The organism is Chromobacterium haemolyticum (genome assembly GCF_009936155.1).
Lineage (GTDB): Bacteria > Pseudomonadota > Gammaproteobacteria > Burkholderiales > Chromobacteriaceae > Chromobacterium > Chromobacterium haemolyticum.
In genome coordinates, this window is sequence record NZ_AP019312.1 from 4,807,416 (window position 1) to 4,833,480 (window position 26,065).

Below are 26,065 nucleotides of genomic sequence, written 5' to 3' on the forward strand. Positions count from 1 at the left end.
TTAAGTCTATTTACATAAATGATTTTTGCCTAGACTGGCCTTGCAGCTCGCCGCTGCGATGATCTCTCTCTTGAAAGGAATTGCCATGTCTCTGCGCCTGCCCTACACCCAACTGTCCCCCGCCGCCTACCAAGGGCTGGCCAGCGTCAAGTCCAGCTTGCAACACAGCAGCCTGGGTCTGCCCTTGATCGAACTGGTTTATCTGCGCGTGTCCCAGATCAACGGCTGCGCCTTCTGCCTGAAAATGCACGCGTCGGCCCTGCGCGCCAGGGGGGAAAGCAATGAACGCATCGATTCCCTGGCCGGCTGGCGCGTCAGCGAGTTGTACAGCGCCCGCGAACGTGCGGCGCTGGAATGGGCGGAGTCGCTGACCGACATCGCCGTCACCCAAGCGCCGGACCAGCACTACCTGCCCTTGCAGGAACACTTCAGCCCGGAGGAAGTAGCCGATCTGAGCTTCGCCATTGCTCTGATGAACGCCTTCAACCGGCTGGCGGTCAGCATGCGTCAGTAAGCATGATTCCCGCTGGTGCGGGTGATGACTGGGGACTATTATTTCACATGAAGATAAACTAACTTCAAGCCGTGCTAATCTCTGCGCCCGGTAGTCATCCAGTTGTCACCCACACATCAGGAACCGTCAGTGATGCAACAAGCACCAGACCAGATTGACCGTATCGTCGCCCTGTGGCGCGAGGTTCGCCCGGACTTGGACCCGTCCTCCACCGAAGTGGTCGGCCGCATTGTGCGAATGGAGTATTTCGTCACCCGCCGCGTGCTGCACGATTTGGCGCGCCACAATCTGAATGTCGGCGAGTTCGACGTGCTCGCCGCGCTGCGCCGCGGCGGCGAACCGTTCCAGCTGTCCCCCAACCAATTGCAGGGCATGGTGCTGATTTCCTCCGGCGCGCTGACCAACCGCATCAACCGGCTGGAAGAAGCCGGCCTGGTGACCCGCTCGCCGGACCCGACCGACCGCCGCGGCGTTATCGTGACGCTAACGCCCAAGGGCTTCGAGGTGATCGAGGACGCCGTCGGCAATCATCTGTCGGCCGAGGCCGAACTGATCGAGATGCTGGACTCGGAAGAACGCGCCACGCTGGCGCGCTTGCTGAAAAAAATGCTGCAGACCCAGGAGGATTGAGATGCGCGCGTCCTCCTGTAGCTTGCCGCGCTGAGCGGACAAAAAAAAACCGGCCTGGATTCCAGAGCCGGTTTTATTACAGCCGCGCTTCAGCGCACCAGCGACGGTGCCGCGCCCGCCGCCGCCGTTTTCACCGGCAGCGGCGCCACCCAGTGCCAGCGGCCTTTCCAGGCCCCCATCACCAGATTGGGATATTCAGCCCGACCCAGGCTGCCGTTGTAACGGCCCAGCGCGCGGAACAGATTGCCGCGCTCGATATCCAGGTAGTAACGCAGAATGGTGCAGCCGTAGCGCAGATTGGTGGTGAGATCGAATAGGTTGTGCTGCGCATTCCCTATGCTGCGCACCCAAAACGGCATCACCTGCATCAGCCCGCGCGCGCCGGCACCGGAGATCGCGTACTTGTTGAAGCCGCTTTCCACCTGGATCAGGCCCAGCACCAGTTGCGGGTCCAGGCCGGCCCGTGTGGCCTCGTAGTGGATGGCGGTGAGCAGGCGCTCCCGCGTCCATTTGTCCGGAATCCGCTTGGCCAGCCGGCTGGACATTTCACCCAACCAGGCGTCGGCTTCGCGCTGGTCGTCGAACACCAGCCGAGGCGCGTTGGCGTCCGACACCGAACGGCGCATGGTGGAAGCGACGTTGGCGGCCAACGCCTCTTCCTTCTGCGCGCCGGCCCACGCTGGCATCGCTGCCAGCGCGGCCAACAATACAACGATGCCGGATCGGATCATAAGGCGGTCACAGCTCCAGTTTGGCTAGCACTTGTTCCAGCATAGCATCCGCTGCCAACGCGCTGGCTTCCGTGTCGCGACGATGCTGGTACTCGACCTTGCCTTCCTTCAGGCCGCGGTCGCCGATGGTGACGCGATGCGGCGCGCCGATCAGCTCCCAATCGGCGAACATCGCGCCCGGACGTTCGCCGCGGTCGTCCAGAATCACGTCCACGCCCTTGGCCAGCAGGCCTTGGTACAAAGCGTCGGCGGCGGCCTTCACCTCGGTGGAGCGGTCATAGCCCACCGGGCAGATCACCACGGTGAACGGCGCGATGGCGTCCGGCCAGATCATGCCCTTGTCGTCGAAGTTCTGCTCGATGGCCGCGCCCAGGATGCGGGTGACGCCGATGCCGTAGCAGCCCATTTCGAACGGTTTGGGTTTACCGTCCTCGTCCAGGAAGGTGGCGTTCATCGCTTCCGAATACTTGGTGCCCAAATAGAAGACATGGCCCACTTCGATGCCGCGCTGGATCGCCAGCTCGCCCTTGCCGTCCGGCGAGGCGTCGCCGGCCACCACATTGCGGATATCCATCACTTCCGGCTCCGCGCAATCGCGGCCGAAGTTGACGCCGGTATAGTGCTGGTCGTCCTCGTTGGCGCCGGTAATCATGTCGGCCATCTTGGCGACGGTGCGGTCGGCGATGACGCGGCCCTTGAAGCCCACCGGACCCAGCGAACCCGGATTGGCGCCGAAGGCGGCCTTGATCGCGCCGGGGGCGGCGAAGGTCAGCGGCGCCTTGATGCCGGCGATTTTCTCGGCCTTGACCTCGTTCAGCTCATGATCGCCGCGCACCAGCAGCAGCACAGGCTGATCGTCGTCGCCGTCCACCACTACCGCTTTGACGGTTTGCTTGATGTCGACCTTCAGGAAGTCCACCAAGTCGGCGATGGTCTTGACCTTGGGCGTATGCACCTTGGTCATGGCCGCGCCGGCGGCCGCGCGCTCGCCGGCCGGCGCCACGGCTTCGGCCAGTTCGATGTTGGCGGCGTAGTCGGAGTCCGGGCAGTAGACGATGGCGTCCTCGCCGGTGTCGGCGATCACCTGGAATTCATGCGAACGGTCGCCGCCGATCGCGCCGGTGTCGGCGGCGACGGCGCGGTAGCTCAGGCCCAGGCGGTCGAAGATGCGGCAGTAAGCGGCGTACATATTGTCGTAGCTGACGCCGGCGGCTTCGGCGCTGCGGTCGAAGGAGTAAGCGTCCTTCATCGTGAACTCGCGGCCGCGCATCACGCCGAAGCGCGGGCGGCGCTCGTCGCGGAACTTGGTTTGGATCTGGAAGAAATTCTTGGGCAGCGCGCGGTAGCTGCGCAGCTCGTTGCGGGCGATGTCGGTGATCAGTTCCTCCGCGGTGGGCTGCAAGGCGAAGTCGCGCTCGTGACGGTCCTTGAAGCGCAGCAGCTCCTCGCCCATTTTGTCCCAGCGGCCGGTTTCCTGCCACAAGCCGGCCGGCTGCACCACCGGCAGGCTGACTTCGATCGCGCCCGCGCGGTTCATCTCTTCGCGCACGATGTTTTCCACCTTGCGCACGCTGCGCAGGCCCATCGGCATCCAGGAGTAAATGCCGGCGGCCACTTTGCGGATGAAGCCGGCGCGCATCATCAGCTTCTGGCTGGCGATGTCGGCGTCGGCGGGGGCTTCCTTCAGGGTGGAAATGAAAAACTGCGATGCGCGCATGATGCGTCCTTGGTAATACGGTGTAATGAGGGCTTGATTGTAGCGTTTGCCGCGCCTCGCGGCCAAGCCTTGCGCCGGCATCGCCGTTTTGCGCTATAAAGATGCGTGTCCCGCCTCCCGCCGGCTACTCCAGATGCGCCCGCCGCGCAAGCGGACAGCCCGGATTCTGTCGTTTTACGAGAACACATCTCGGCTCTTGCGCGGCCTTTGCTTGGCTTACCCTGACCTCTGGAGTAATCTGCGCGCTCAAGAACCATCGATATTGCTGTGCAGCAATATACGGTGACGAACAATTCCATTGGATGCATATGCAGGATCACAACAAACAGGCCATGGCAGGCCTGACCCTGGCCGCCTTGGGCGTGGTATACGGCGACATCGGCACCAGCCCGCTGTATACCCTGCGCGAATGCTTCACCGGCCAGGGCATCCCCACCACGCCTGAAAACATCTTCGGCATTTTGTCGCTGATCTTCTGGTCGCTGATTTTCGTGGTTTCCATCAAATACGTGGCTTTCGTGCTTCGCGCCGACAACCGCGGCGAAGGCGGCATCATGGCGCTGATGGCGCTGGCCCGCCATTACACCACCCACGCCGCGCGTTGGAAGATCGTTCTGCTGGGCTTGTTCGGCGCGGCGCTGTTCTACGGCGACGCCATCATCACCCCGGCGGTGTCGGTCTTGTCCGCGGCGGAAGGCATGGAGCTGATTTCGCCGGCGATGGAAAGCTATGTGCTGCCGATGGCCATCGGCGTGCTGACCGGCCTCTTCCTGCTTCAACGCTTCGGCACCGCCAGCGTCGGCCTGCTGTTCGGCCCCATCATGCTGATCTGGTTTTCCGTTCTGGGCCTGCTGGGCCTGCATCAGATCGTGCAAGCTCCGCAGGTGCTGCAGGCGCTCAATCCCTATCACGCGCTGCACTTCATCGGCCACAACGGCTGGGGTTCCTTCCTGACCCTGGGCTCGGTGGTTCTGGCGCTGACCGGCGCCGAGGCGCTATACGCCGACATGGGCCATTTCGGCAGCTCGCCGATCCGCCGCGCCTGGTTCAGCCTGGTGCTGCCTGGCCTGGCTCTGAATTATTTCGGCCAAGGCGCACTGCTGATGCAAAACCCTGCCGCCATCAAAAACCCCTTCTTCCTGCTGGCGCCGGATTGGGCGCTGCTGCCCTTGATCGTCATGGCGACGCTGGCCACGGTGATCGCGTCGCAAGCGGTGATTTCCGGCGCCTACTCGCTGACCCGCCAAGCCATCCAGCTGGGCTACTGCCCACGGCTGGAGGTGCAACACACCTCGGAAAAAGAGATCGGCCAGATCTACATGCCCTTCATCAACTGGGCTTTGCTGATCGCGGTGATGGTGGTGGTGCTGACCTTCAAGACCTCGTCCAGCCTGGCCGCCGCCTACGGCATCGCCGTCACCGGCACCATGCTGATCACCACTTGCCTGTTCTTCGTGGTGGCGCGGGTCAACTGGCGCTGGCCGTTGCCGCTGGCGCTGGGCGTCACCCTGATGTTCGCCACCATAGATCTGGGCTTCTTTAGCGCCAACATCCACAAAGTGGCCGACGGCGGCTGGTTGCCGCTGGTGCTGGGCATGGTGATCTTCACGCTGATGAGTACCTGGAAGCAGGGCCGCGAGCTGCTGTTCACCCGCCTGCGCGACCAGGCGCTGCCGCTGGACAGCTTCATCGAAAACCTGGAAGCCTACCCGCCGACGCGGGTGCAGGGCACCGCGGTGTTCCTGACCAGCACCCTGCACGGCGTGCCGCACGCGCTGCTGCACAACCTCAAGCACAACAAGGTACTTCATGAGCGAGTGGTGTTGATGACGGTGCGCACCGAGGACGTGCCCTATGTAGCGGCGGAGGAACGGCTGGAAATCGTGCAGATGTCGGCCTCGTTCTGGCGCGTGGTGGCTCGCTACGGCTTCAAGGAAGATCCGAACGTACTGCAGGTGCTGGAAGATTGCACGGCCCAGGGTCTGGCTTTCGAGCTGATGGACACCTCCTTCTTCCTGTCGCGCGAGACCATCGTGTCCACCGAACGTCCAGGCATGTCGCGCCTGCGCGAAAAGCTGTTTGTGTGGATGAGCAAGAACGCGATGCGCGCTACCGACTTCTTCCAGGTGCCCACCAACCGGGTGGTGGAGCTGGGCGCGCAAGTCGAGCTGTAATCCCTCCCGCCCTGCTCACAAGCCGGACCGGCCTTGCCCGTCCGGCTTTTTCGCGGCTGGCTTGACTCTAACGCGACAGACCGCTATCCGCCTCCGCCCGCGGCCAATCGAAAAATGGCCCCGGATCCGTCTTGCGCCCCGGCGCGATGTGCTCGTGACCAATGATGGCGCTAAGCGGCAGCCTGCGCCGCAATGCCAGCGCCAAGGCTTTTAACGTCCGATATTGCGCCTCGCTGAATGGCTCGAAATCGCAGCCTTCCAGCTCCACTCCAATGGAAAAATCGTTGCAGCGTTCGCGCCCTCGCCAATTGGACACGCCGGCATGCCAAGCGCGCCGCGTCACAGGCACAAACTGCTGCAGCTCGCCGGAACGGCGGATAAAGAAATGGGAAGACACGCGCAAATGCTGGATTTCGGCGTAGAACGGGTGCTCGTCCGGGTTCAGCCTATTCTGGAACAACTGCTCCACGCCCAACCCGCCGTAGCGATACGGAGGGAGGCTGATGTTGTGGATCACCAGCAGTTCCGGCGCCATGTCCTCGCCGCGTTCGTCGTGATTGGGCGACGGTATCCAGCGCGCGCCGTCCAGCCAGCCGTCCTCCAATAGCTGGAAAGCCGGCGGCGGGGCCGGCTGATAATTCAGACGCCACAGCATCAAGCCGTCCGGCGTGGACCAGCGCTGCTCGGCGACGAAGCCGGCCTTGCGATACAAAGACAACGCGGCGATATTGACCTCGGCGGTATCGACGCTGACCTCGCTCTCGCCCACCAGCGCCCGGTTCAGCAAGCGGTAGCCCCAGCCGGCGCGCAACTGTTGCGGATCCACCACGACTCTTTCGATATGCAGCCCGCCATCCTCGCGGCGCGAGGCCACCAGCACCCCGCGCAGGCTCTCGCCCTCGAACGCGCCCCAAACCGCGTCGGCGCAGGCCTGCGCAGCGGCAAGGTCGGTCCACATCACTGGCAGATGCGGATAAGACAGCCATTCCGCCTCCAAACGGTGGGCGGCCAACTGCAGGCTCAAGGCGCGAGCGGCCAACGCCGCGTCGCTCAAATCCAGGCGTTTCACTTCAAACGGGGCTTGCATCCAACCTCCTGCGGCGCTGCGCTGGCGCGCGCAACATTCTAGTCATCGGAACAGTCCAATATCTCTCTTGTTTTCTGCCCGGCAGCGGGGTATCAAGAACAACCGGGGCAACCAAACCTCGGCATTCTACCGCTCCCGCGGAGCCGCCGGCGCGCGTTGCCTTGAGCCGGATCATGGCCGCCGCCCGCGCCATGCCGCAGAATGCAGCCCGTCACCCACTACAGGAGAACGCCGATGCTGACCCTGGACACCTTGAGCAGCGCCGCCGCGCCCAGCTTCGAACAGCCGCTGGAAATGCTGCAGGCCTGCCACGACAAGATTCGCCGCTTCTGCGACCAACTGGATCAACTGCCTTCTTACATTGAGCAGCACGGCGTCGACGAGGCCGCGCGCAACACGATAGACGGCTTGGTCCGCTACTTCGATCTGGCCGGCCCCGCTCATCACAGCGACGAGGAGGACGAATTGTTCCCGCTGATTCTGGAGCGGGTGCCCACCGCCGCCTCCCGGCTGGAGCAACTGAGCGCAGAACACGGCTATCTGCATTCCTGCTGGAACGCCATTCGCGACGATCTTCTGGCGCTGCGCGACGGCAAGATTCACAGCATCAGCCGCAACGAGTTGGAGGAGTTCGCTCGCCAGTACCGCGAACACGCCACCGCCGAGGAAAGCTGGCTGTTTCCCACCGCCGCCTCCGCCATAAGCGCCGAGGAGATGAGCGCCGCCGGACAGCGCATGGCGGCGCGCCGGATGCAGCAAGCCGCCTGAACGGCTGCCGCCGCCCGGCCGCAAACGCAAAAAAAAGGCTGACCAGCGCGGTCAGCCTTTTTATCTTTGCGCACTCAGAACCTGTTTACGATCTCGCGAGCAAGAGCGAGACAAGGCGAAAACGGCTGAAAAAGCGGAGTGTACACACCGTACATGAGCATTTTGAAGCCGCTTTCAACGCTGTATCGCCGACGCGCAGCAGATCGTAATCCGGTTCTCAGAACCTGTTTACGATCTCAGGTGGTCAGCTTCAGCAACTGCTCGAACGCGTCCTCGAACAGCTTCAAGCCATCCTGCTGCAGCTTCTCGCCGGCGGCGGCCAGATCCACGCCGGACGCGCCCACCGCGTGCAACAGGGTCTGCGCCTCGTCCATGCCTTCCGGCAACGTCAACGCCGCCTGGCCGTGGTCGCGGAAGGCCGCCAGCGTGCCGTCCGGCACGGTATTGACGGTTTCATCACCGATCAGGCTCTCCACGTAAAGCACGTCCGAGTAGGCGGCGTTCTTGGTGCCTGTGGACGCCCACAGCAGGTATTGCGGACGGGCGCCGGCGGCTTTCAACGCGGCGAACTCGGCGCCGTGGAAGCGCTCGAGATAGCGAGCGTAAGCAGCCTTGGACAGCGCGATGGCCACTTTGCCCTTGTGGGCCTCCGCCACTTGCGGGTCCAGCAGGCTGTCGACGCGGGACAGGAAGAAGCTGGCCACCGCCTTGACGCCGGACACGTCCTTGCCGTCGGCGTGACGAGCGGACAGGCCGGCGATGTAGGCGTCCCACACCGCTTCCACTTGCGGCAGCGAGAACAGCAGGGTGATGTTGACGTTGACGCCTTCGCGGGTCAGCGTCTGGAAGGCACGGATGCCGGCGGCGGTGGCCGGGATCTTGATCATGGCGTTGGGACGGGCGATTTCCGCCCACAAGCGCCGCGCCGCGGCGAGAGTCCCGGCCTCGTCGTTGGACAGCTCCGGCGACACTTCCAGGCTGACGTAGCCGTCGTTGCCCTGGCTGGCATCGTATTGGCCGCGCAGCAAGTCGCAGGCGGCCTGGATGTCCGGCACCACCAGCGCTTCGTAGCGCGCCTCGGCCGACAAGCCGGCGTCCGCTTTCAGACGGGCCAGGTCGGCCTGATAGCTGGCGTCGCCGCTGATCGCCTTATAGAAGATCGCTGGGTTGGACGTCACGCCGGCGATGCCGTCGTCGGCCAGCAGGCGCGCCAGTTCGCCGGAGGCGATCAGTTCGCGAGACAGATTGTCCAGCCAGACGCGCTGGCCGAACGGACGGATGGATTGCAGTCGATTCATGGTGGAACGATCCAGAATAAAGTCGGGACGGGCCCGGCATCGCCGAGCCGGCCGGTGGCCGCCGCGCCATAGAGCCTGTTCAGAGTCTCGCGCACAGGGGCGAGACAAGACGAAAACAGCCGAGGAAGCGAAATGCACATACGGTACATGAGCATTTCGAAGCGGATTTCAACGTCGTATCGCCGAAGCGCGGCAGACTTTGAACAGGTTCTAAAATCGGCGGGCTGAAACGGACATCCTAACCCGCTTGGAGCGGCGCGCCAAGAGCGCCGGCCCAAGCTTGCAAGAATACGCCTCATGCGGCCCCAGCGGCGCGGCGCTCAGGCCGCTTGCGAGCCGCTGCGGCGGTCGCGCGGGAACACCGCGGAGAACACGCTGCCCTTGTCCGGCTCGCTTTTGATCTCCAGCCGGGCGTGATGGCGGGCCAGCACGTGCTTGACGATGGCGAGCCCAAGACCAGTGCCGCCGCTGCCGCGCGAACGGCCGCGGTCCACCCGGTAGAAGCGCTCCGTCAACCGCGGAATATGCTCGCGCGGAATACCGATGCCGGTATCCGCCACGGAGAAGCGCAGCTGCTCGCCCTCTTCCCTCCAGCTCAGCGTGATGCAGCCGCCTTCCGGCGTGTAGCGCACCGCATTGGATACCAGATTGCCAAAGGCCGAATGCAGCTCTTGCGGACTGCCCCACAGCCAGGCGTCGCTGTGCCGGTCCAGCTTGACCTGATGGCGGCCGTGGGACAGGCCTTCGGCTTCCACCATCAGCGTGTCCAACATGTCCTGCATGTCCACTTTTTCCGATACCGTCGCCTTGGGGCTATTCTCCAGCTTGGACAGGGTCAACAGATCTTCAACCAGGCTTTGCATGCGCCGCGATTGCTCCAGCATCATCGGCAGAAACTGGCGGAAGGTGGCGTCGTCCACCTGCGGCAGATCGCCCAGCGTCTCCAGAAAGCCGCCCACCACGGTCAGCGGCGTGCGCAGCTCGTGCGAGACGTTGGCGACGAAATCCTTGTGCACGGTTTGCACCCGTTCCAACTGGGTGATGTCGCGGGTCAGCAGCAATTTGCGGGTGGAATCGAAAGGGACCATCTGCAGCGAGATCACCAGTTCGCGCGGCTGCACGAAATTGAGCACCAGCGGTTGGCTGAAGCGCGCCTCGTTCATATAGGCGTGAAAGGCCGGCTGGCGAATCAGGTTGAGGATCTGATTGCCGACATCCCGCTTGCGGTCCAGGCCCAGATGCTCCACCGCCATCGGGTTGATCCATTCGATGCGGTCATGCTCGTCCAGCACCACCACCCCGTCCGGCATCGCCTCGCCGGCGTTGATGAAACGCTCCAGCGCGTGGGTAAGCTTTTTCTGGCTCTGGCTCTGGGTGCGGGTGGTGCGGTACAGGGTCATGAAGATGGTGTGCCAGACGCCGAAACCGTCCGGCACCCGCTCCGGGGTCGGCCGCTGCAGCCAGCGCAACAACAACGCGACATGGTAGAGATTGAAGGCCAGCCAGCCGCCCAGGCAGATGGCCACCGCGATCAGTCCGTCTTCCGCCGACGATCCCAGCCAGAAGCCCAGGCCAATGACGGCGGTCGCCAGCAGCGAGGCCAGCGTGCGTTTCAGAAATTCAGGCATCAGGCCTCACTGCTGGGTGGAGAAGCGGTAACCAGTGCCGCGTACGGTCTGGATCAGCGCGTCGTGGCCAGTGCCCTCCAACGCGCTGCGCAGCCGGCGGATGTGCACGTCCACGGTGCGCTCTTCCACGAACACATGATCGCCCCACACCTGGTCCAGCAACTGGGAGCGCGAATGCACGCGCTCGGGATGGGTCATGAAGAAGTGCAGCAGGCGGAATTCGGTGGGGCCCAGATCAATGACGCCGCCGTTGCCGGTGACGCGGTGGGTGACCGGATCCAGCCGCAAGCCTTGCACGTCCACCGCGTCGTCGGTCATCTGCGGCGCGCGACGGCGCAGCACCGCTTTGATGCGCGCCAGCAGTTCGCGCGGCGAGAACGGCTTGGTGATGTAGTCGTCGGCGCCGGTTTCCAGGCCTGTGATCTTGTCCTGCTCGTCCGAGCGAGCGGTCAACATGATGATGGGCACGTGGCGGGTACGCTCGTCCGCGCGCAAGCGCTTGGCGATGTCCACGCCGCTGGCGCCCGGCAGCATCCAGTCCAGCAGCACCAGATCCGGCAGCGCGTTGCGCACCAGCGTCAGCGCCGCTTCGGCGGTGCTGGCTCGCAGCACATGGTGGCCGGCCTGCGCCAGGTTGAAGGCAATCAGCTCCTGGATTGCCGGTTCGTCTTCAACAAGCAAGATATTGGCTGGCATGGTTGATCCATTCCCGTTTGAGTGTGTGGCAAGGATAAAAACGGGTGATTACAAAAATATGACATTTCGTCAAACTTTCCCACTTTGGCGCAGATTATTTTAACGCGCCAGCCGTAGACGCCGCTGAAACCAAAAAAAACGGGCCTGTTGCTGTGAACAGGCCCGGAATGGTCGTCGTCAATACAGATTTGATCTGACTAGAGACCAGGGACAAAGAGATCACCAGGACAGTTTCAAATGAGAGCGTTTTGGGACAATTCTCATCCGCAACGGATCTGGACAGGCGAGCCGCGGGACAGTGCGGCCAACCCTGATACGGCCAGCATTTTACGTAGCAAACAGGCGTTTTGATTAGATGGTTGATTGGATTTTAAGCCATTTCACCTTATTTTATATGTTTGTTTCGTCATATTTCCTTACAATCGAAACATGGATAAATTTGATAGAAAAATCATCGCCGCGCTACATGAAAACGCCCGCATCAGCTTCGCGGAGCTGGCCCGAAGGGTGAATCTGTCGCCGCCGGCGGTGGCGGACCGGGTGAGCAAATTGGAGCGCGGCGGCGTGATCACCGGCTACCGCGCCACCATCGATCCCAACAAGGTGGGCATGCCCATCTGCTGCATGATAGAGCTGACGGTCAAACACCTGGAGTACTTCGCGGTGATAGAAGAAATCCGCACCATGCCGGAGATCATCGAATGCATGTCGGTGACCGGCACCAGCGGACTGATGATGAAGGTGGTGGTGGACAATATGCCCACCCTGCAGGCGCTGATCGCGCGGCTGATGCAGTTTGGCGACACCAAGACTTCTATCGTGATCGAGGTTCCAGTGCCGCCGCGGCTGCCGGATTTGCAACAGGACGAATAATCCGGCGCGGTTTTGGGCCTGACAATGAAAAACGGACAGGCAAGCCTGTCCGTTTGAAAGAGCGGAACGCCTGTCGGCGCTTACTTGGCGGCCTGCCAGGCCACTGCTGTATCGATCATGCGGTTGGAGAAGCCCCACTCATTGTCGTACCAGGCCAGCACTTTGACTTCGCGGCCGCCGATGACGCGGGTCAGCGTGGCGTCGAAGGTGCTGGACGCCGGGTTGTGCAGGAAGTCGCAGGACACCAGCGGCAGCGTGTTGACGCCAAGCACGCCCTTGAGCGGCCCCTTGGCGGCGTCGCTGATCAGCTGATTCACTTCTTCCTTGGTGGTGTCTCGGCCGGCGGTGAAGGTCAGATCCACCAGCGAGACATTGCTCACCGGCACGCGCACGGCGAAACCGTCCAGCTTGCCTTTCAACTGAGGCAACACCAGGCCCACCGCGGCGGCGGCGCCGGTTTTGGTCGGGATCATGGACACGGCGGCGGAACGGGCGCGACGCAGATCCTTGTGATCGGTGTCCAGCAACACTTGGTCGTTGGTGTAGGCGTGCACTGTGGTCATCAGGCCGCGCTCGATGCCGATGGTGTCGATCAAGGGCTGCACCATCGGAGCCAGACAGTTGGTGGTGCAGGAGGCGTTGGACACGATGGTCATCGCGCTGCTCAACTGCTGATGGTTGACGCCGTACACCACGGTGGCGTCCACGCCTTCGCCGCCAGGAGCGGAGATCAGCACTTTTTTGGCGCCCGCCTGCAGATGGGCGCCGGCTTTTTCGCGAGTGGTGAACAAACCGGTGCATTCCATCACCACGTCCACGTTCAATTCTTTCCACGGCAGCTCGGCCGGGTTGCGGATGGCCAGCAGCTTGATCTTCTTGCCGTTGACCACCAGGTGGTCGCCGTCCAACGCCACGGACGCGGCGAACGGGCCATGCACGCTGTCGTAGCGGGTCAGGTGTTCATGCAGCTCCGGCGAGGCCAGATCGTTGATGGCGACAATCTCGATGTCCTGATCGGCATAGCGCTCTTGCCATGCACGCACAATCATGCGGCCGATGCGGCCGTAACCATTGATAGCAACTCGCAACGTCATGATGCATCCTCCAAGTTGAAATGGCGCAAGGTCATCTTCCCGTGCCCTGCGCCACCACTGTCCGCCTGATTCGGCTTGTAATCAACTCGCTACATAAGTAGTGGGCGAATTACCAACATCGCCAGTGCGGAAATTCCGACCAAACTTGCCGTGCGTCAAATTCCGCCGGCCGTCGCCCGGCATCGAACAGCGCCTCAGCCCTGCAATACGGCGGCGTAATCGCCGGCGTCGCTATTCAATACTATATGCAATAGCGTGCCGGAAAAGGCGGTAACGCCGCTGGCGCCCAACTGCTGCAAGGCCGCCTGATCCACCAGGGCCGCGTCGGCCACTTCCACCCGCAAGCGGCTGCCGGCCACGGCTTCCACCTTGCGCACATTGTCCGCCCCGCCCAGCGCCGTCAGCCAGCGTTCGCGATCAATGCCCACCACTTCGCCCAAGGCCCGCGCCGGCGCCGCCTCGCTCGTTTGAACGGCGGCCGCGGTTTCAGCGGCGCCCAGCGCAACGCGGATTTCGTCGGCAATCAGATCCGCCTCCGGCCCCAGCACCACTTGCACGCTGCCGGCGGCCGGCTTGATCAGGCCGCGCGAGCCCAACGCCTTCAGCGCGGCCTCGCTCACTTTGTCGTTGCTGGCCACTTGCAAGCGCAAACGGGTGGTGCAGGCATCCACCGATTTCAGGTTGGCGGCGCCGCCCAGCGCGGCGATAAAGGCGCGCGCGCGTTCACTGCCGGCCGCCACCGCAGCCACAGTCACCATCGCGTCTTCGCGGCCAGGGGTCTTCAGATCGAATTTCTTGATGAAGAACACGAACAACACGTAGTAGAGCGCGAAGTAGCCGATGCCCACCGGGACCAACAGCAAGGGGTTGGTGGACAAACCGAAGTTCAGCATGTAGTCGAACAGACCGGCGGAGAAGCCGAAACCCAGCTTGATGTTGAGCGCGTGCATCAAGGCCATGGCCAAGCCCGTCAGCACCGCGTGGATGGCGTACAGCGCCGGCGCCAGGAACATAAAGGCGAACTCCACCGGCTCGGTGACGCCGGTCAGCATCGCGGTCAGCGCCATCGAGAACAGCAGACCGCCGACGGCTTGCTTGTTCTCCGGCTTGGCGGTGCGGTACATCGCCAGGCAGGCGGCCGGCAGGCCGAACATCATCACCGGGAAGAAACCGGACATGAACATGCCGGCCGTCTTGTCGCCGGCGAAGAAGCGGGTCAGGTCCCCGTGCACCACCTTGCCGGCGGCGGCGGCGAAATCGCCCACCTGGAACCAGACGATGGTGTTGAGAATGTGGTGCAGGCCGGTGACGATGAGCACGCGGTTGAGCACGCCGTAGACGAAAACGCCGATCTCGCCGGCGCCGATCAGCCAGCGCCCAACGCTATCGATGCCGACCTGCACCGGCATCCAGACATAGCCCAGCACCGCGCCCAGCAGCAGCATGGAGAAGCCGGTGACGATGGGCACAAAACGCTTGCCGCCAAAGAAGGCCAGGTAGCTGGGCAGCTTGATGTCCTTGTAACGGTTGTACAGCGCGCCGGCCACCAGGCCGGACAGAATGCCGGACAGCACGCCCATATTGAGCTTCTCGTCTATCACCTTGAGTACCGCGGTGATCACCAGATAGCCAATGGCGCCGGCGAGGCCGGAGGTGCCGTTGTTGTCTTTGGCGAAGCCCACGGCCACGCCAATGGCGAAGATCAACGCCAGATTGCCGAAGATGGCGTCGCCTGCCTGAGCCATCATCTTGATGTTGAGCAGGTCCGGCTGGCCCAGGCGCAGCAGCAGGCCGGCCACGGGCAAAACGGCGATCGGCAGCATCAGGGCTCGGCCCAGCTGCTGAATGCCAGCGAATTTATTGTCAGAGGTACTCACGTCTCGTCTCCCAGTGTATGGACGCCGATGGGGGCATGGCGCTCCAGGCTGCTACCTTCTTGTGTGTCTGTGCCGCTCGCCGCCGCGTGTCCCCGCGGCATGCGATTACTTCAAAATCACCTCAGAAACCTTGAACGGCCTTGCGCGCCGGACCGGTCAGGCCTCCGGCCACCATTCGGCGGCCTGCGCGCGCACTTCGGCGGCGGAATCCAGCCTCAACAGCTGCTCGACGCGCTTGAGGCAAGCCTGCTGATCCAGCGCCCTCACCCTGGCCTTGATCTCCGGCACCAGGCCTGGGCTGACTGATAGTTCGGCCACGCCGAGGCCGATCAGCACCGGCGTGGCCAGCGGGTCCGACGCCAAGGCGCCGCACACGCCCACCCATTTGCCGTGCAGGCTGGCGCCGGCCACCGTGCGTTCTATCAACCGCAGCAGCGCCGGGTGCATTGCGTCCAGGCTGGCCGCCAGCGAGGCATTGCAACGGTCCATCGCCAGCGTGTATTGAGTCAGATCATTGGTGCCGATGGACAGGAAGTCCGCCTCGGCGGCGAGTTGGTCGGCCAGCAGGGCGGCGGACGGCACTTCCACCATCACGCCCAGCTGCGGCCGTTCGCTCAGCCCCATTTCCTCGGCCAGCGAGTCGATGCGCCGACGCAAACGCCGCAGTTCGCCAACGTCGGCGATCATCGGCACCAAGATGCGCAACAGGGATAGAGGGCGCAGCATCAGCAGCGCGCGCAGTTGTTCATCCAGCATCTCCGGGTGGGCGAAGCCGGTGCGGATGCCGCGCAGGCCCAGCGCCGGGTTAGGTTCCGGCGGCAAGGTCAGATAGGGCACTTCCTTGTCTCCGCCCACGTCCAGCGTGCGGATGATGGCGACGCGGCCCTGCAATTCGTCCAGCACCGCCTGATAGGCGTTGGCCTGCTCGTAGCGGTCCGGCGCGTCCCGACGATCAATGAACAGGAACTCGGTGCGCAACAGACCCACGCTGTCGGCGCCGTGGCGCACCGCTTCGCGCGCGTCCTCTTCGTTGGCGATATTGGCGGCGACTTCAACGCGCACGCCATCCAGTGTCACCGCGGCGCCGTCGGCGTCGGCCCGCATGTCGGCGCGGCGGCGCTCGCGTTCGGCCATGGTCTGCCGCGCGGAGGCCAGCGCGGCGGCGCTCGGCGCCGGATCGCAACCGCCTTGGCTCGCGTCCAGCAGCACTTCGCTGCCGGCGTCTAGCCGCAATACCTGCGGCCCGCAGGCCACCAGGGCCGGAATGCCGAGCGCGCGCGCCAGAATGGCCACGTGGCCGGTGGCGCCGCCGGCGGCGGACAGTATGCCGGCCACTCGGTCGCGCGGTAGCCGGGTCAGTTCGGAAGGCGCCAGATCTTCGGCCACCAGGATGGAGGCCGGATACAATTCAGGCTCGCTTTGGGCGTCGCCCAACAAGGCTTTCAGCACCTGACGTTCAATGTCTTTGAGATCGGCCACCCGTTCGGCCAGCAAGGGGCTGCCCAGGCTGGACAACACCCGGCACTGCGCCCGCACCGCTTGGCGGAAGGCGTGGCCGGCGCTGTGGCCGGCGGCGATGTCTCGTTCCGCCGCGCCCCGTAATTCCGGATCGTCCACCAGCGCCAGATGGGCGGAGAAAATGTCGCTCTGCGAGGTTTGGCCGCGCCGCAGCGCGTCGTCAATGGCGGCGGCGATGCCGGCGCTGACCTCGGTCAGCGCGTGGTTCAGCTGATCGCGCTCGCTGTCGGCGTTGACCGCGAACTCCGCCACTTGCGGTTCGAAGGCGTCGAGGCGCACCACCTGGCCGATGGCCAGGCCCGGCGCCGCGCAAACGCCGCCTATCCAGCCGGCCGGCAGCGAACGCGACGAGACGCTGGCCAAGGGCGCGGGCGCGCCATGGCCGGAATCGGTGCGGGTTTGCAGCGCGGCGATCACCGCAGCGGCGGCCGCAGCGGCGTCCTCGCCCTGCGCCAACACCGCCACATCGTCGTCCTCGGCCACCCCCAGCCCCATCAGCGCCACTACGCTGCGGGCATTGGCGGCCTGACCGTTGAATTCCACCTGTACGCTGGAACGGTATTGACGCGCCGCGTTCTGCACCAGGGCCGCCGGCCGCGCGTGCAGACCACCGGCGTGACGCACCGTGGCCTGACCGCGGCTTTCCGCGCCACTGGCGCGGGGAAGATCGTCTACGGCCGCGCCGCCGGACAGCGTTAGAAACACGCTTTGCCCGGCCTGCTGCCAGCCCTCGGCCCGGCTTTTCAATGCGTAAGCCTCGCCGTTGGCGATCACCACCATGGTCAGCAAGGACGGCGCGCGCCGCGCCACTGCGTCCAGGTCCACTTCGATCAGGGGCTGGCCCTGACTGACTGAGTCGCCGGCCTTGATCAACGGCTTAAAGCCCTCGCCCTCCAGCTTGACGGTGTCGATACCGATGTGGATCAGCACTTCCGCGCCGTTGGCCGCGCGCAAGGTCAAGGCGTGGCCGGTGCGCGCCAATTGCGCCACCACGCCGTCACAGGGGGCCAGCAGGGTGCCGGACATCGGCTCGATCGCCAGGCCGTCGCCCATCATCAAACCGGCGAATACCGGATCGGGCGCACGGCTCAGCGGCACGGACGGCCCATCAAACGGGGCCAGGAGTTCGAGCGTAGCGGACATGGGGGGAGCGTCTCCATTCTTACTTATGTATCGTCTCCGCGGCCGGCGCCGGTTCCGCTGGGCGCCGTTCGCGACGCGCCCCGATTCGATGGCCGATCAGGACGCGGTTTCAAGCGTTGCCGGACTCAGCGCGTGCAAGTCACCTTGGACAGATGACGCGGCACGTCCGGATTCAGGCCGCGCGCCTCGGACAAGCGCGCCGCCATCAGATAGAAGCTCTGAATCGCCAGCAAAGGATCCAACGCTTCGTCGTCGGCCAACGCCAGGGTCAGATCCCGGCTGACGATATTTTCCGGCGCGGCCAGCAACACCTTGGCCCCGCGGCCGCGCATTTCCTCGGCCAGATCGATCAAGCCTTGTTGCTCCGGCCCGCGCGGCGCGAAGATCAGCAAGGGATAGCCGTCGTCGATCAAGGCCATCGGACCGTGCTTGATCTCGGCCCCGGAGAAGGCCTCGGCCTGAATCGCGCAGGTTTCCTTGAATTTGAGCGCGGCTTCCAACGCCACGGCGAAGCCCAACCCGCGGCCCACCACCATGATGCGTTCGGCGTCGCGCAAAGCGTCCACCGCCGGCGTCCAGTCCTGGCGCGTGGCTTCGGTCAAACGCTGCGGCAGGTTGGCCAGCGCGGCCAACAGGGCGTCGTCCGCCTGCCAGTGGGCCACCAGGCGCGCCACCGCGGACAAAGAGGTGATGTAACTCTTGGTGGCGGCCACGCTTTTTTCGTCGCCGGCGCACAAGGGCACCACCCATTCGCAGGCGGCGGCCAGCGGCGATTGATGCTTGTTGACCAAGGCCGCGGTGCGCGCCCCGGCGGCGCCCAGCGCTTTCATGGTGTCGATTAGGTCCGGACTCTGGCCGGACTGGGACAAAGCCACCGCCAGTTGGCCTTTCACCGCCAGCGGCGCGCGGTGCAGCGTCACCAGCGACATCGGCAGGGACACCACCGGCACGCCCAGCCGTTGCATCGCCAGATAGGCGAAGTAATTGGCGGCGTGATCGGAACTGCCGCGTGCAACGGTCAGCGCCAGGCTGGGGCGCTCCACCGCCAGCGCGCGCCCCAGCGCGGCCAGCGCTTCATCGGCGTACATGTGTTGCGCGGCCACCGCCTCGGCGGCGTACAGCGCTTCTTCAAGCATCAACGAGGCCAATTTGTTCTCCCTCTACGTAGACTTGCTGCAAATTCAAATCCGCATCCATCGCCACAATGTCGGCCCAGGCGCCGGCGGCGAGCCGGCCGCGGTCGGCCAGGCCCAGGTAGTCGGCCGGGTAAAGCGACAGCCTGTGCGAAGCGTCCGCCAGCGGCAGGCCGATGGACACCAGGTTGCGCAGCGCCTGGTCCATGGTCAGCGTGCTGCCTGCCAAAGTGCCGTCGGCCAGGCGTACGCCGCCCATGCATTTGGTCACCGAGTGCGAACCCAACTTGTATTCGCCGTCCGGCATGCCGGCGGCGGCGGTGGAATCCGTGACGCAGTACAGGCGCGGAATCGAGCGCAGAGCGGCGCGGATCGCGCCCGGATGGACGTGGAGCAGATCCGGGATCAGTTCCGCGTATTCGGCGTGGGCCAGCGCCGCGCCCACCATGCCGGGCTCGCGGTGGTGCAGCCCGCTCATCGCGTTGAACAGATGGGTGAAACCGGACGCGCCCTGCTCCAGGGCCTGCACGCCGTCTTCGTAACTGCCCAGAGTGTGGCCCAGTTGCACCTTGACGCCCTGCTCCGCCAGTTGGCGGATGATGTCCATGTGGCCGGCGATTTCCGGCGCCAGCGTGATCAGCGACACCGGCGCCAGCGAACGATACCAGTCCACCTGCTCCATCACCGCGCGGCAGGCGTCGTCGGGCTGAGCACCCAGTTTGCCGGGGTTGATGTAAGGGCCTTCCAGATGCACGCCCAGAATGCGGGCGCCGCCGGGCTGGCGTTCGCGACAGGAGGAACCGAGCGCGCGCAGCACCTGCTCAATGTCGATCGGCGGCGCGGTCATGGTGGTGGCCAGCAAGGAGGTGGTGCCGAAGCGGGCGTGCAGCCTGGCCACGCGCTCGGCGGCGCGGCCGCCCTCCATGATGTCGACGCCGCCGCCGCCGTGGACGTGAAGATCGATGAAGCCCGGCAGCAGATAGCGCTCCACCGCGCGCCCGGAGGCCAAGCGCGCGTCTATAGACTCGATGCGGCCATCGGCAGCCAGTTTCAATTCGCCGTCCATCCAGCCGGATTCGGTCAGGATGCGTCCTTGCAGCACTCGGTGTTGGGTCATCGTCTCAGTTCGGCAACAAAATCGTAGTAGTCGTTACGGCAATAGGTATCGGTCAATTCAATCGCGATGTTCTCAGCGTTGAAGCCGATGCGGGTAATCAACAGCATCGCCTCTCCGGGGCGGATGCCGGCCAACGTGGCGATGTCGCCAGAGGCGTTCACCGCGCGGATATGCTGCAACGCGCGCACCACCGAGTGGCCACTGGCATCCAGGTGGGCGTACAGCGAGGTGCCCACTTGCTGCGGCTCCGGCAGATAAGCCACCGGCAGCGTTGTCATCTCTATCGCCATCACCACCCCGTCGGCCAGCCGCTGGCGCTTCAGCCGCGACACCTGCGAGGTGGGCGACAGCCCCAGCTTGATCACTTCTTCATTGCTGGGCGCGAACACGCCGCGCTCCAGCCACACCGACGACGGCACGAAGCCGCGTTGGCGCAATTGTTCGGTAAATCCGGTCAAGCGAGACAGCGGCTGCTCCAGCCGCGGCGTGATGAAAGTGCCCGAGCCCTGGCGTCGGCGTATCAGGCCTTGCTCCAGCAGCACATCCATCGCCTTGCGCGCGGTAACGCGCGAAATGCCCAGTTCTTCGGAAAACGTGCGCTCCGACGGCAGCGCCTCGTCCGCCTGCCACCAACCGGCGTTGATGGCGTCGGCCAGTTTCCGCGACAGCTGCAGATACAGCGGCGTGGTCAGGGTTTCATCCGGTTTCAATGCAAGCCAGCGATTTTCCATGGGTTGTCTGCAAGTGGTCTGAAAACCCCAGTGTATAACCTGTCTCCCCGGCTGGCATCTTCCGCGCTGGCGCGTGTCGATTCCGGCCTTCCGGCTTACCGCGAACGTTAATACCACATTAATACCACGTCAATACCATTTTATTGACGCGCATTATTGTCGACTTGCTGCATGGCAGCAAAACGACAAACGAATGATTTGGCAGGGGAAAATGTGAAATCAATGTGTCGTGACCGGCGGGACAGGTCTGGGAATGAGCATTTTTTGCAAGAATCAAGCGGATACAAGACCACACAGTAAGTATGGCAATAGTACCTTTTGCCAAACTTACATTAAAAATAGTCGTCTTATTTTAAATCATATGTCATTCATATGATGATTGGACTGCCTGGCAAACTGCCAGGCACTTGCATACCACTCGTAGCTCAAAGGAGTCAGAATGAAACCACAACTGCGCCTTCCCGCCGCTCTCGCCCTGACCTGCCTCAGCGCGCCGCTCTGGGCCCACGGCACCATGGAAGTGCCGATCAACCGCACCTACAACTGCTTCAAGGAAGGCGCGGAATCACCGAAGTCCGCCGCTTGCCAGCAAGCCAAACTCGTAGGCGGCACCCAGGCCATGTACGACTGGAACGGCATCAACCAAAACCCCCAGGGCGACAATCACGCCGCAGTGGTGCCGGACGGCAAACTCTGCGCAGGCGGCCAGGACAAGTTCAAGGGCTTCAACCTGGGCCGCACCGACTGGCCGAAAACCAAGCTGGTGCCGGACGCCAGCGGTAACTACGAGTTCGTTTACCACGCCACCGCGCCACACTCGACCAAGTACTTCAAGTTCTACGTCACCAAGAACGGCTGGGATCAAACCAAGCCGCTGAAGTGGTCTGACCTGGATCCGCAGCCCTTCCACACCGTGACCGGCAATCCGCCGCTGGACGCCAACAAGCGCTACCACATGGTGGCCAAGCTGCCGGCCGGCAAGAGCGGCCCGCACATCATTTTCAATGTCTGGAAGCGCGCGGACAGCGAAGAAGCCTTCTACTCGTGCTCCGACGTGATCTTCGGTGACGGCACCAACCCGCCGGAACCGCCGCCGGTGACCAATCCGTGGAAGGAAATCGGCAAGGTGACCGCTTATGAAAACCTGCCGAACAACAGCACCGCCACCTTGCGCGTGTTCGACGCCAGCGGCCGCGACGCCGAAACCATCCCGGTCAAACTGGACGCCGTCAGCGGGCAAATGACCAACTGGCCGTATGAGCTGGGTGTGAAAGTGAACGCAACTTCCAAGGCGATTCGCATCGGCGTGATGAATCAGAAGCAACGCACGGTAAGCATCACCCCGGAACATAGCGCCACCGCCAACCGCGTGTATCTGAACGACAGCTACAAGGGCTACACCTACCAGATCGACCTGAAGAAGGGCGACGGCGGCATCAACCCGCCGCCGGTGGGCGATACCTGGAAAGAGGGCCTGTCCTACACCGCCGGCCAGATCGTCAGCTATCAAGGCAAAAAGTACCGCTGCCTGCAGCCGCACACCGCCTGGGCCGGCGCGGGCTGGACTCCGTCCACCCAACCCGCCTTGTGGGCGCCGGCTTAAGCCGTCCCGCTCGGCGCGGGCTAAGAACGTGTTTACGATCTCGCGAGCCAAGGCGAGACACGGCGAAAACGGCTGAGAAAGCGAAATGGTCAAGTGGTACATGAGCATTTCGAAGACGTTTCCAACGCTCTTGTCTAACAGTCCCGCCAACGCGCAGCAGATCGTAAACAGATTCTAAGAGCGTGACGCGCTGAACCGCCGGCCTTCCCCCTCTGGGCAGGCCGGCCTCCTCCACCTCTCCTGTCGCAGGCCCATTCTTTGAATGGCGGCCACCCCATGCCCGCAACGCAGGCAGGACGGCTGCCGCGCGTCGCCTGCCGGGATTCGCTAGAAAGCCGGTTCCGATGGAAACCTCGACCCAGACCTACCCGCCCCTCGCTGCCTGGCTGCACTGGATTTGCGCCGTCGTGATCCTGTGGGCGATGATCAGCGGCTTCGCTCTCGCCTCCGGCGCGCTGCCACCCGCCGTCTCCGCGGCGATTCCGCCGTTCAACGTCGCGCTGACCACCCTGCTCATGCCTGTCTTCCTGCTGCGCATCGCCTACCGCGCCAGCTTCCGCATGCCGCCGCCCGCCGACATCCCGCCGGCCAAACACCGGCTGGCGCGCCGCGCCCACGCACTGCTCTATCTGCTGAGCAGCCTATCGCTGGCCAGCGGCTGGCTGATGATGGAACGACCGGTCGACTTGTTCGGCCTGCTCACTCTGCAACCCAGCCTGGAACCAGGCGCGGCCACGCGCGCGCTGGCCAAGCTGCACTTCGCCAGCAATGTTCTGCTAGCCCTGCTGCTGAGCGCCCATATCGGCGCGGTAATCCAGCACCAGCGCCGGGGACGGCGTTTGTTGCGGCGCATGTCGCTGTTAACAAGCTAAAACCTCTCCGGCAAGAGTAAGAGCCTGTTCAAAGTCTGCTGCGCTTCGCCACGTATCACGAAGCGCGGCGGACATGGAAGCGCTGCTAGCGCCGCCAGCTGATCAAAACCACCGCCGCCACGATCACGCTCATCGCCAACATCTCGTGCAGACCGATATGCTCGCCGAGGAAGACCACGCCCAGCAGAACCGCGATCACCGGGTTGACGTAGGCGTAGCTGGTGGCGGCGGCCGGCGACACCGTTTTCAGCAGGTGCAGATAGGCGCTGTAAGCGATGATGGAGCCAAACACCGCCAGATAGAGCAAAGCCAGCCAGCCGGACAACGGCGGCATCGCCAACAATTTCTCGCCGTAGACCTGGCTGGCCAGCAGCAAAGCCGCGCCGCCGAAGATCATCATCCAGGCGCTGCCCATCGGTCCCTTGGGCTGAGTCAGATGGCGACTCCAGGCCGAACCCAGCGCCCAGCCGGCGGAAGCCAGCAACAGCAAGGCCGCGCCGCTGGGGCTGGCCTTCAGATTGGCCCCCATGTTCAACAGCACCATGCCGCACACCCCCAGGCCGATGCCGGCCCACTCCACCTTGCGCGCCTTCTGGCCGAACATGCGCGCGAACAGCAAGGTGAACAGGGGAACAGTGGCGATCACCAATGCGGCCACGCCGGAGGACACATCTTTCTCCGCCACCGTGACCAGGCCGTTGCCCACTGCCGGCATCAGCACGCCCAGCAAGGCGGCGCCGCCCAGTTCGCGCGCGTTAGGCATCGGGTATTTGCGCACGCACAAATAAGCCAGCATCAGCCAACCGGCCAAGGAAAAACGCAAGCCGGCCATCATCATCGGCGGCCAGGATTCCACGCCTATGCGTATGCCCAGATAGGTGGAGCCCCAGATCACGTACAGGGCGAAGAAAGCGGCTAGGGTCAGCGGGGGAATGCGCGAAAACGGCATGGTGCGGCTCAAGAAAGTGGAACCAAATACCATGCCGTATGGGAATGTCCGTGGCAAGCCCAATTTTGCCGCGGACGCGGCCTCACTTAGCGTGTGGCCAGGCGCTGCAGGATGTTGGAAAACTCTTCCATATAGCTGTCGAAACGGGTGGCCAGCCGATCAACGTCGGTGGCGAAGCGGTTGTAGGCCACCACCGCCGGAATGGCCGCGAACAGGCCGATGGCCGTGGCCACCAGCGCCTCGGCGATGCCCGGCGCCACGGTGGACAAGGTGGCCTGACCAGCGTTGCCCAGGCCGATGAAGGCATGCATGATGCCCCACACCGTGCCGAACAGGCCGATATAGGGGCTAACCGAGCCAACTGTGGCGAGGAAGGAGGTATGGCTGTCCAGAGCGTCCAACTCACGCTGTGCCGCCGCCTTCATCGCGCGACGCGAGCCGGCCATGATGTCCGACAGCTCGGTGCCGTTGCGGCCGCGAAGCTTCAAAAACTCGGCGAAGCCGGACTGAAAGATACGCTCCATGCCCACGGTGTCGCTGCGGCGGCTGGCGTCTTCATACAAGCGATTCAGGTCCGTGCCGCTCCAGAAATTGCGCTCGAACTCGTCGCTATTGCGCCGCGCCGCGCGCAGCACCGCGATCTTGTTGAAGATCAAGGCCCAGGACAGCACCGACATCAAGGCTAGGCCGGCCATCACCAGTTGCACCATTAGGCTGGCGTCCAGGATCAGGCTCAGGAAGGAAATCTGTTGCACGGCAACTCCTCTTGTAATCGCCAGGCTCAGCGCAATACGCGGCCTGTTTCCAAATCAATGATGGTGGACGGTTTGCGCCGCTTGCCGATGCGCCCCGGCAGGGTCAAAACCCGCCGGCTGAACGCCTCCCGGCAGGCGCGCGCGGTTTTCAGCGATTGCTGGCCGGCGCGGTTGGCCGAAGTGGACACCAGCGCCGTGCCCAAAGTGCGGCATAAAGCCGCGGCCTCGCCATGCGCGGTGACGCGCACGGCGATCTTGTCGTGTTTGCCGCGCAAGGCCGGCGGCACTCGACGCGAAGCCGGCAGCAAAAAAGTATATGGACCGGGCCAGTAGCGCGCCAGTTCCGCGTATTGGGCGGCGGTCAAAGGACGGATCAGGTGGCGGATCTGGGAAACATCGGCCGCGATCACGATCAGCCCTTTGTGATTAGGCCTGGCCTTGATCGCCAGAATTTTGCGGATGGCGCGCGCATCCAGCGGATTGCAGCCTAAGCCATAGCAGGACTCGGTGGAATAGGCGATGACCTCGCCTTGCTTCAGGGCCGCGCGGGCCTTCTGTTGCAGGGCGCGGCCGGGCAGACGGGGCAAGGGCCGCACCCGACCTGGCGTGAACTTCATGATGGACGGCGATGCGAAAGTAAAGCCGCATTGTACCGCTGTCCGAGGCGGCGACCTAGCGCTTCGACGCCGCGTCGTCGACATCCTCCGGCGCCGGCCGCCAAGCGTAGCAGCGCAGCGGCGGCCTGTCGCTGCGAAACTGCTGCAACCAATACGCCAGCCGGCGCCAGCAACGGCGCTCATGGCGTAGAAACTGCGCCAGTTGGCGGCGCCGGCTCCCAGGCTCCACGTCCTCTCCCTCGCTCACTCCAAGCATGACCTCTCCCTAGCGTATATACGCCGCACTCCATGCACGAACCGCGGCCCAAGCAATGCAATCAAACTTGATAGGGAAAGCCTACAAAATCGCATGTAAATATAAAATTTAAATACATTGTTTTTTCATTAAATCCTAGAAAACAAATACATATAAATAAATAGGTTAATTAATTTTAAATTGCAGTGAAAACACCAATAAAAACAGGGAAGAAACCCCGTTTTTTTTAGGACTTTTCCTAATGAGGATATTTCATGCCAATGCTAGCATCATGACAAAACACT

General features: G+C 63.6%; 23 protein-coding genes and 1 pseudogene. 7 read left to right on the forward strand and 17 right to left on the reverse strand.

Annotated features, from left to right (window positions below; all coding sequences use genetic code 11):
• Window positions 1-85 precede the first annotated feature (85 nt).
• Window positions 86-514: a carboxymuconolactone decarboxylase family protein gene (locus GYH29_RS22210; RefSeq protein WP_043589518.1), complete on the forward strand. Its 429-nt coding sequence runs from the start codon at window positions 86-88 to the stop codon at window positions 512-514.
• 132 nt (window positions 515-646) lie between these two features.
• Window positions 647-1,144 carry a MarR family winged helix-turn-helix transcriptional regulator gene (locus GYH29_RS22215; RefSeq protein WP_019102182.1) on the forward strand — a complete coding sequence of 166 codons (498 nt, stop codon included), beginning with the start codon at window positions 647-649 and terminating at the stop codon, window positions 1,142-1,144.
• Between the two features lie 89 nt (window positions 1,145-1,233).
• Here GYH29_RS22215 and GYH29_RS22220 read toward each other — a convergent pair whose 3' ends face one another.
• Both GYH29_RS22220 and GYH29_RS22225 read right to left on the reverse strand, forming a co-directional pair.
• Complete coding sequence (locus GYH29_RS22220; protein ID WP_081574776.1) at window positions 1,234-1,875, reverse strand: lytic transglycosylase domain-containing protein; 642 nt, start codon at window positions 1,873-1,875, stop codon at window positions 1,234-1,236.
• 7 nt (window positions 1,876-1,882) lie between these two features.
• Window positions 1,883-3,592 (reverse strand): proline--tRNA ligase, encoded by a 1,710-nt coding sequence (locus tag GYH29_RS22225; RefSeq protein WP_081574835.1) that lies wholly within the window; start codon window positions 3,590-3,592, stop codon window positions 1,883-1,885.
• 308 nt (window positions 3,593-3,900) lie between these two features.
• On the opposite strand from GYH29_RS22225, the gene kup reads away from it, so the two are divergent.
• Window positions 3,901-5,766, forward strand: a complete 1,866-nt coding sequence (gene kup, locus GYH29_RS22230; RefSeq protein ID WP_043589962.1) for a low affinity potassium transporter Kup — start codon at window positions 3,901-3,903, stop codon at window positions 5,764-5,766.
• Window positions 5,767-5,833: 67 nt separating this feature from the next.
• Here the strand turns inward: kup and ampD are convergent, their stop codons facing one another.
• Together ampD and GYH29_RS24930 are read right to left on the reverse strand one after the other, a co-directional pair.
• Window positions 5,834-6,421 (reverse strand): 1,6-anhydro-N-acetylmuramyl-L-alanine amidase AmpD, encoded by a 588-nt coding sequence (gene ampD, locus GYH29_RS24925; protein ID WP_232060620.1) that lies wholly within the window; start codon window positions 6,419-6,421, stop codon window positions 5,834-5,836.
• A gap of 15 nt (window positions 6,422-6,436) precedes the next feature.
• Window positions 6,437-6,853: pseudogene (locus GYH29_RS24930) on the reverse strand (GNAT family N-acetyltransferase); the annotation flags it as partial.
• Window positions 6,854-7,087: 234 nt separating this feature from the next.
• Here GYH29_RS24930 and GYH29_RS22240 point away from each other — a divergent pair.
• A complete protein-coding gene (locus GYH29_RS22240) occupies window positions 7,088-7,621 on the forward strand; it encodes a hemerythrin domain-containing protein (RefSeq protein ID WP_161524416.1) in 534 nt (177 codons plus the stop codon).
• 236 nt (window positions 7,622-7,857) lie between these two features.
• Here the strand turns inward: GYH29_RS22240 and tal are convergent, their stop codons facing one another.
• From tal to phoB, 3 genes are all read right to left on the reverse strand, one after another.
• Window positions 7,858-8,919 (reverse strand): transaldolase, encoded by a 1,062-nt coding sequence (gene tal / locus GYH29_RS22245; protein ID WP_161524417.1) that lies wholly within the window; start codon window positions 8,917-8,919, stop codon window positions 7,858-7,860.
• Window positions 8,920-9,239: 320 nt separating this feature from the next.
• Window positions 9,240-10,547 carry a phosphate regulon sensor histidine kinase PhoR gene (gene phoR / locus GYH29_RS22250; protein WP_019101331.1) on the reverse strand — a complete coding sequence of 436 codons (1,308 nt, stop codon included), beginning with the start codon at window positions 10,545-10,547 and terminating at the stop codon, window positions 9,240-9,242.
• A 6-nt stretch (window positions 10,548-10,553) separates the two neighbouring features.
• On the reverse strand, window positions 10,554-11,243 hold the full coding sequence (phoB, locus tag GYH29_RS22255) for a phosphate regulon transcriptional regulator PhoB (protein WP_019101332.1): 690 nt from the start codon (window positions 11,241-11,243) through the stop codon (window positions 10,554-10,556).
• Between the two features lie 429 nt (window positions 11,244-11,672).
• Between phoB and GYH29_RS22260 the strand changes: the two genes are divergently transcribed.
• Window positions 11,673-12,116, forward strand: a complete 444-nt coding sequence (locus tag GYH29_RS22260; protein ID WP_019100282.1) for an Lrp/AsnC family transcriptional regulator — start codon at window positions 11,673-11,675, stop codon at window positions 12,114-12,116.
• A gap of 80 nt (window positions 12,117-12,196) precedes the next feature.
• Here GYH29_RS22260 and gap read toward each other — a convergent pair whose 3' ends face one another.
• From gap to GYH29_RS22290, 6 genes are all read right to left on the reverse strand, one after another.
• A complete protein-coding gene (gene gap, locus GYH29_RS22265; RefSeq protein WP_019100281.1) occupies window positions 12,197-13,210 on the reverse strand; it encodes a type I glyceraldehyde-3-phosphate dehydrogenase in 1,014 nt (337 codons plus the stop codon).
• Between the two features lie 194 nt (window positions 13,211-13,404).
• Window positions 13,405-15,087, reverse strand: coding sequence for an N-acetylglucosamine-specific PTS transporter subunit IIBC (gene nagE, locus GYH29_RS22270; RefSeq protein WP_043589508.1), 1,683 nt, complete (start codon window positions 15,085-15,087; stop codon window positions 13,405-13,407).
• 156 nt (window positions 15,088-15,243) lie between these two features.
• Complete coding sequence (gene ptsP, locus GYH29_RS22275) at window positions 15,244-17,748, reverse strand: phosphoenolpyruvate--protein phosphotransferase (protein WP_161524418.1); 2,505 nt, start codon at window positions 17,746-17,748, stop codon at window positions 15,244-15,246.
• A gap of 125 nt (window positions 17,749-17,873) precedes the next feature.
• On the reverse strand, window positions 17,874-18,896 hold the full coding sequence (locus GYH29_RS22280; protein ID WP_043589504.1) for an SIS domain-containing protein: 1,023 nt from the start codon (window positions 18,894-18,896) through the stop codon (window positions 17,874-17,876).
• On the reverse strand, window positions 18,877-19,998 hold the full coding sequence (nagA, locus tag GYH29_RS22285) for an N-acetylglucosamine-6-phosphate deacetylase (RefSeq protein ID WP_107732092.1): 1,122 nt from the start codon (window positions 19,996-19,998) through the stop codon (window positions 18,877-18,879). The genes GYH29_RS22280 and nagA overlap by 20 nt, the downstream gene beginning before the upstream one ends.
• Window positions 19,995-20,729: a GntR family transcriptional regulator gene (locus GYH29_RS22290; protein WP_019101073.1), complete on the reverse strand. Its 735-nt coding sequence runs from the start codon at window positions 20,727-20,729 to the stop codon at window positions 19,995-19,997. The genes nagA and GYH29_RS22290 overlap by 4 nt, the downstream gene beginning before the upstream one ends.
• Before the next feature lie 439 nt (window positions 20,730-21,168).
• Between GYH29_RS22290 and GYH29_RS22295 the strand changes: the two genes are divergently transcribed.
• A complete protein-coding gene (locus tag GYH29_RS22295) occupies window positions 21,169-22,332 on the forward strand; it encodes a lytic polysaccharide monooxygenase (RefSeq protein ID WP_019101074.1) in 1,164 nt (387 codons plus the stop codon).
• A gap of 344 nt (window positions 22,333-22,676) precedes the next feature.
• Window positions 22,677-23,204 (forward strand): cytochrome b, encoded by a 528-nt coding sequence (locus tag GYH29_RS22300; RefSeq protein ID WP_052051870.1) that lies wholly within the window; start codon window positions 22,677-22,679, stop codon window positions 23,202-23,204.
• A gap of 85 nt (window positions 23,205-23,289) precedes the next feature.
• Here GYH29_RS22300 and yedA read toward each other — a convergent pair whose 3' ends face one another.
• The 4 genes from yedA to GYH29_RS22320 all read right to left on the reverse strand — a co-directional run bounded on the left by yedA (window position 23,290) and on the right by GYH29_RS22320 (window position 25,781).
• A complete protein-coding gene (gene yedA / locus GYH29_RS22305; protein WP_043589959.1) occupies window positions 23,290-24,153 on the reverse strand; it encodes a drug/metabolite exporter YedA in 864 nt (287 codons plus the stop codon).
• A gap of 86 nt (window positions 24,154-24,239) precedes the next feature.
• A complete protein-coding gene (gene tolQ, locus GYH29_RS22310) occupies window positions 24,240-24,908 on the reverse strand; it encodes a protein TolQ (RefSeq protein ID WP_161524419.1) in 669 nt (222 codons plus the stop codon).
• Between the two features lie 26 nt (window positions 24,909-24,934).
• On the reverse strand, window positions 24,935-25,525 hold the full coding sequence (locus tag GYH29_RS22315) for an L-threonylcarbamoyladenylate synthase (protein WP_081574770.1): 591 nt from the start codon (window positions 25,523-25,525) through the stop codon (window positions 24,935-24,937).
• A 55-nt stretch (window positions 25,526-25,580) separates the two neighbouring features.
• Window positions 25,581-25,781 (reverse strand): hypothetical protein, encoded by a 201-nt coding sequence (locus GYH29_RS22320; RefSeq protein ID WP_019101079.1) that lies wholly within the window; start codon window positions 25,779-25,781, stop codon window positions 25,581-25,583.
• Window positions 25,782-26,065 lie beyond the last annotated feature (284 nt).

What these genes read in the sequence shown, in the direction of transcription:
- kup (WP_043589962.1), top strand. Translation starts at nt 3,901, where the DNA reads ATGCAGGATCACAACAAACAGGCCATGGCAGGCCTGACCCTGGCCGCC.
- GYH29_RS22215 (WP_019102182.1), top strand. Translation starts at nt 647, where the DNA reads ATGCAACAAGCACCAGACCAGATTGACCGTATCGTCGCCCTGTGGCGC.
- GYH29_RS22225 (WP_081574835.1), bottom strand. Translation starts at nt 3,592, where the DNA reads ATGCGCGCATCGCAGTTTTTCATTTCCACCCTGAAGGAAGCCCCCGCC.
- GYH29_RS22300 (WP_052051870.1), top strand. Translation starts at nt 22,677, where the DNA reads ATGGAAACCTCGACCCAGACCTACCCGCCCCTCGCTGCCTGGCTGCAC.
- yedA (WP_043589959.1), bottom strand. Translation starts at nt 24,153, where the DNA reads ATGCCGTTTTCGCGCATTCCCCCGCTGACCCTAGCCGCTTTCTTCGCC.
- tal (WP_161524417.1), bottom strand. Translation starts at nt 8,919, where the DNA reads ATGAATCGACTGCAATCCATCCGTCCGTTCGGCCAGCGCGTCTGGCTG.
- ampD (WP_232060620.1), bottom strand. Translation starts at nt 6,421, where the DNA reads ATGCTGTGGCGTCTGAATTATCAGCCGGCCCCGCCGCCGGCTTTCCAG.
- nagA (WP_107732092.1), bottom strand. Translation starts at nt 19,998, where the DNA reads ATGACCCAACACCGAGTGCTGCAAGGACGCATCCTGACCGAATCCGGC.
- GYH29_RS22260 (WP_019100282.1), top strand. Translation starts at nt 11,673, where the DNA reads ATGGATAAATTTGATAGAAAAATCATCGCCGCGCTACATGAAAACGCC.
- gap (WP_019100281.1), bottom strand. Translation starts at nt 13,210, where the DNA reads ATGACGTTGCGAGTTGCTATCAATGGTTACGGCCGCATCGGCCGCATG.
- GYH29_RS22290 (WP_019101073.1), bottom strand. Translation starts at nt 20,729, where the DNA reads ATGGAAAATCGCTGGCTTGCATTGAAACCGGATGAAACCCTGACCACG.
- GYH29_RS22210 (WP_043589518.1), top strand. Translation starts at nt 86, where the DNA reads ATGTCTCTGCGCCTGCCCTACACCCAACTGTCCCCCGCCGCCTACCAA.
- GYH29_RS22320 (WP_019101079.1), bottom strand. Translation starts at nt 25,781, where the DNA reads ATGCTTGGAGTGAGCGAGGGAGAGGACGTGGAGCCTGGGAGCCGGCGC.
- GYH29_RS22315 (WP_081574770.1), bottom strand. Translation starts at nt 25,525, where the DNA reads ATGAAGTTCACGCCAGGTCGGGTGCGGCCCTTGCCCCGTCTGCCCGGC.
- GYH29_RS22220 (WP_081574776.1), bottom strand. Translation starts at nt 1,875, where the DNA reads ATGATCCGATCCGGCATCGTTGTATTGTTGGCCGCGCTGGCAGCGATG.
- GYH29_RS22240 (WP_161524416.1), top strand. Translation starts at nt 7,088, where the DNA reads ATGCTGACCCTGGACACCTTGAGCAGCGCCGCCGCGCCCAGCTTCGAA.
- phoR (WP_019101331.1), bottom strand. Translation starts at nt 10,547, where the DNA reads ATGCCTGAATTTCTGAAACGCACGCTGGCCTCGCTGCTGGCGACCGCC.
- phoB (WP_019101332.1), bottom strand. Translation starts at nt 11,243, where the DNA reads ATGCCAGCCAATATCTTGCTTGTTGAAGACGAACCGGCAATCCAGGAG.
- ptsP (WP_161524418.1), bottom strand. Translation starts at nt 17,748, where the DNA reads ATGTCCGCTACGCTCGAACTCCTGGCCCCGTTTGATGGGCCGTCCGTG.
- GYH29_RS22295 (WP_019101074.1), top strand. Translation starts at nt 21,169, where the DNA reads ATGAAACCACAACTGCGCCTTCCCGCCGCTCTCGCCCTGACCTGCCTC.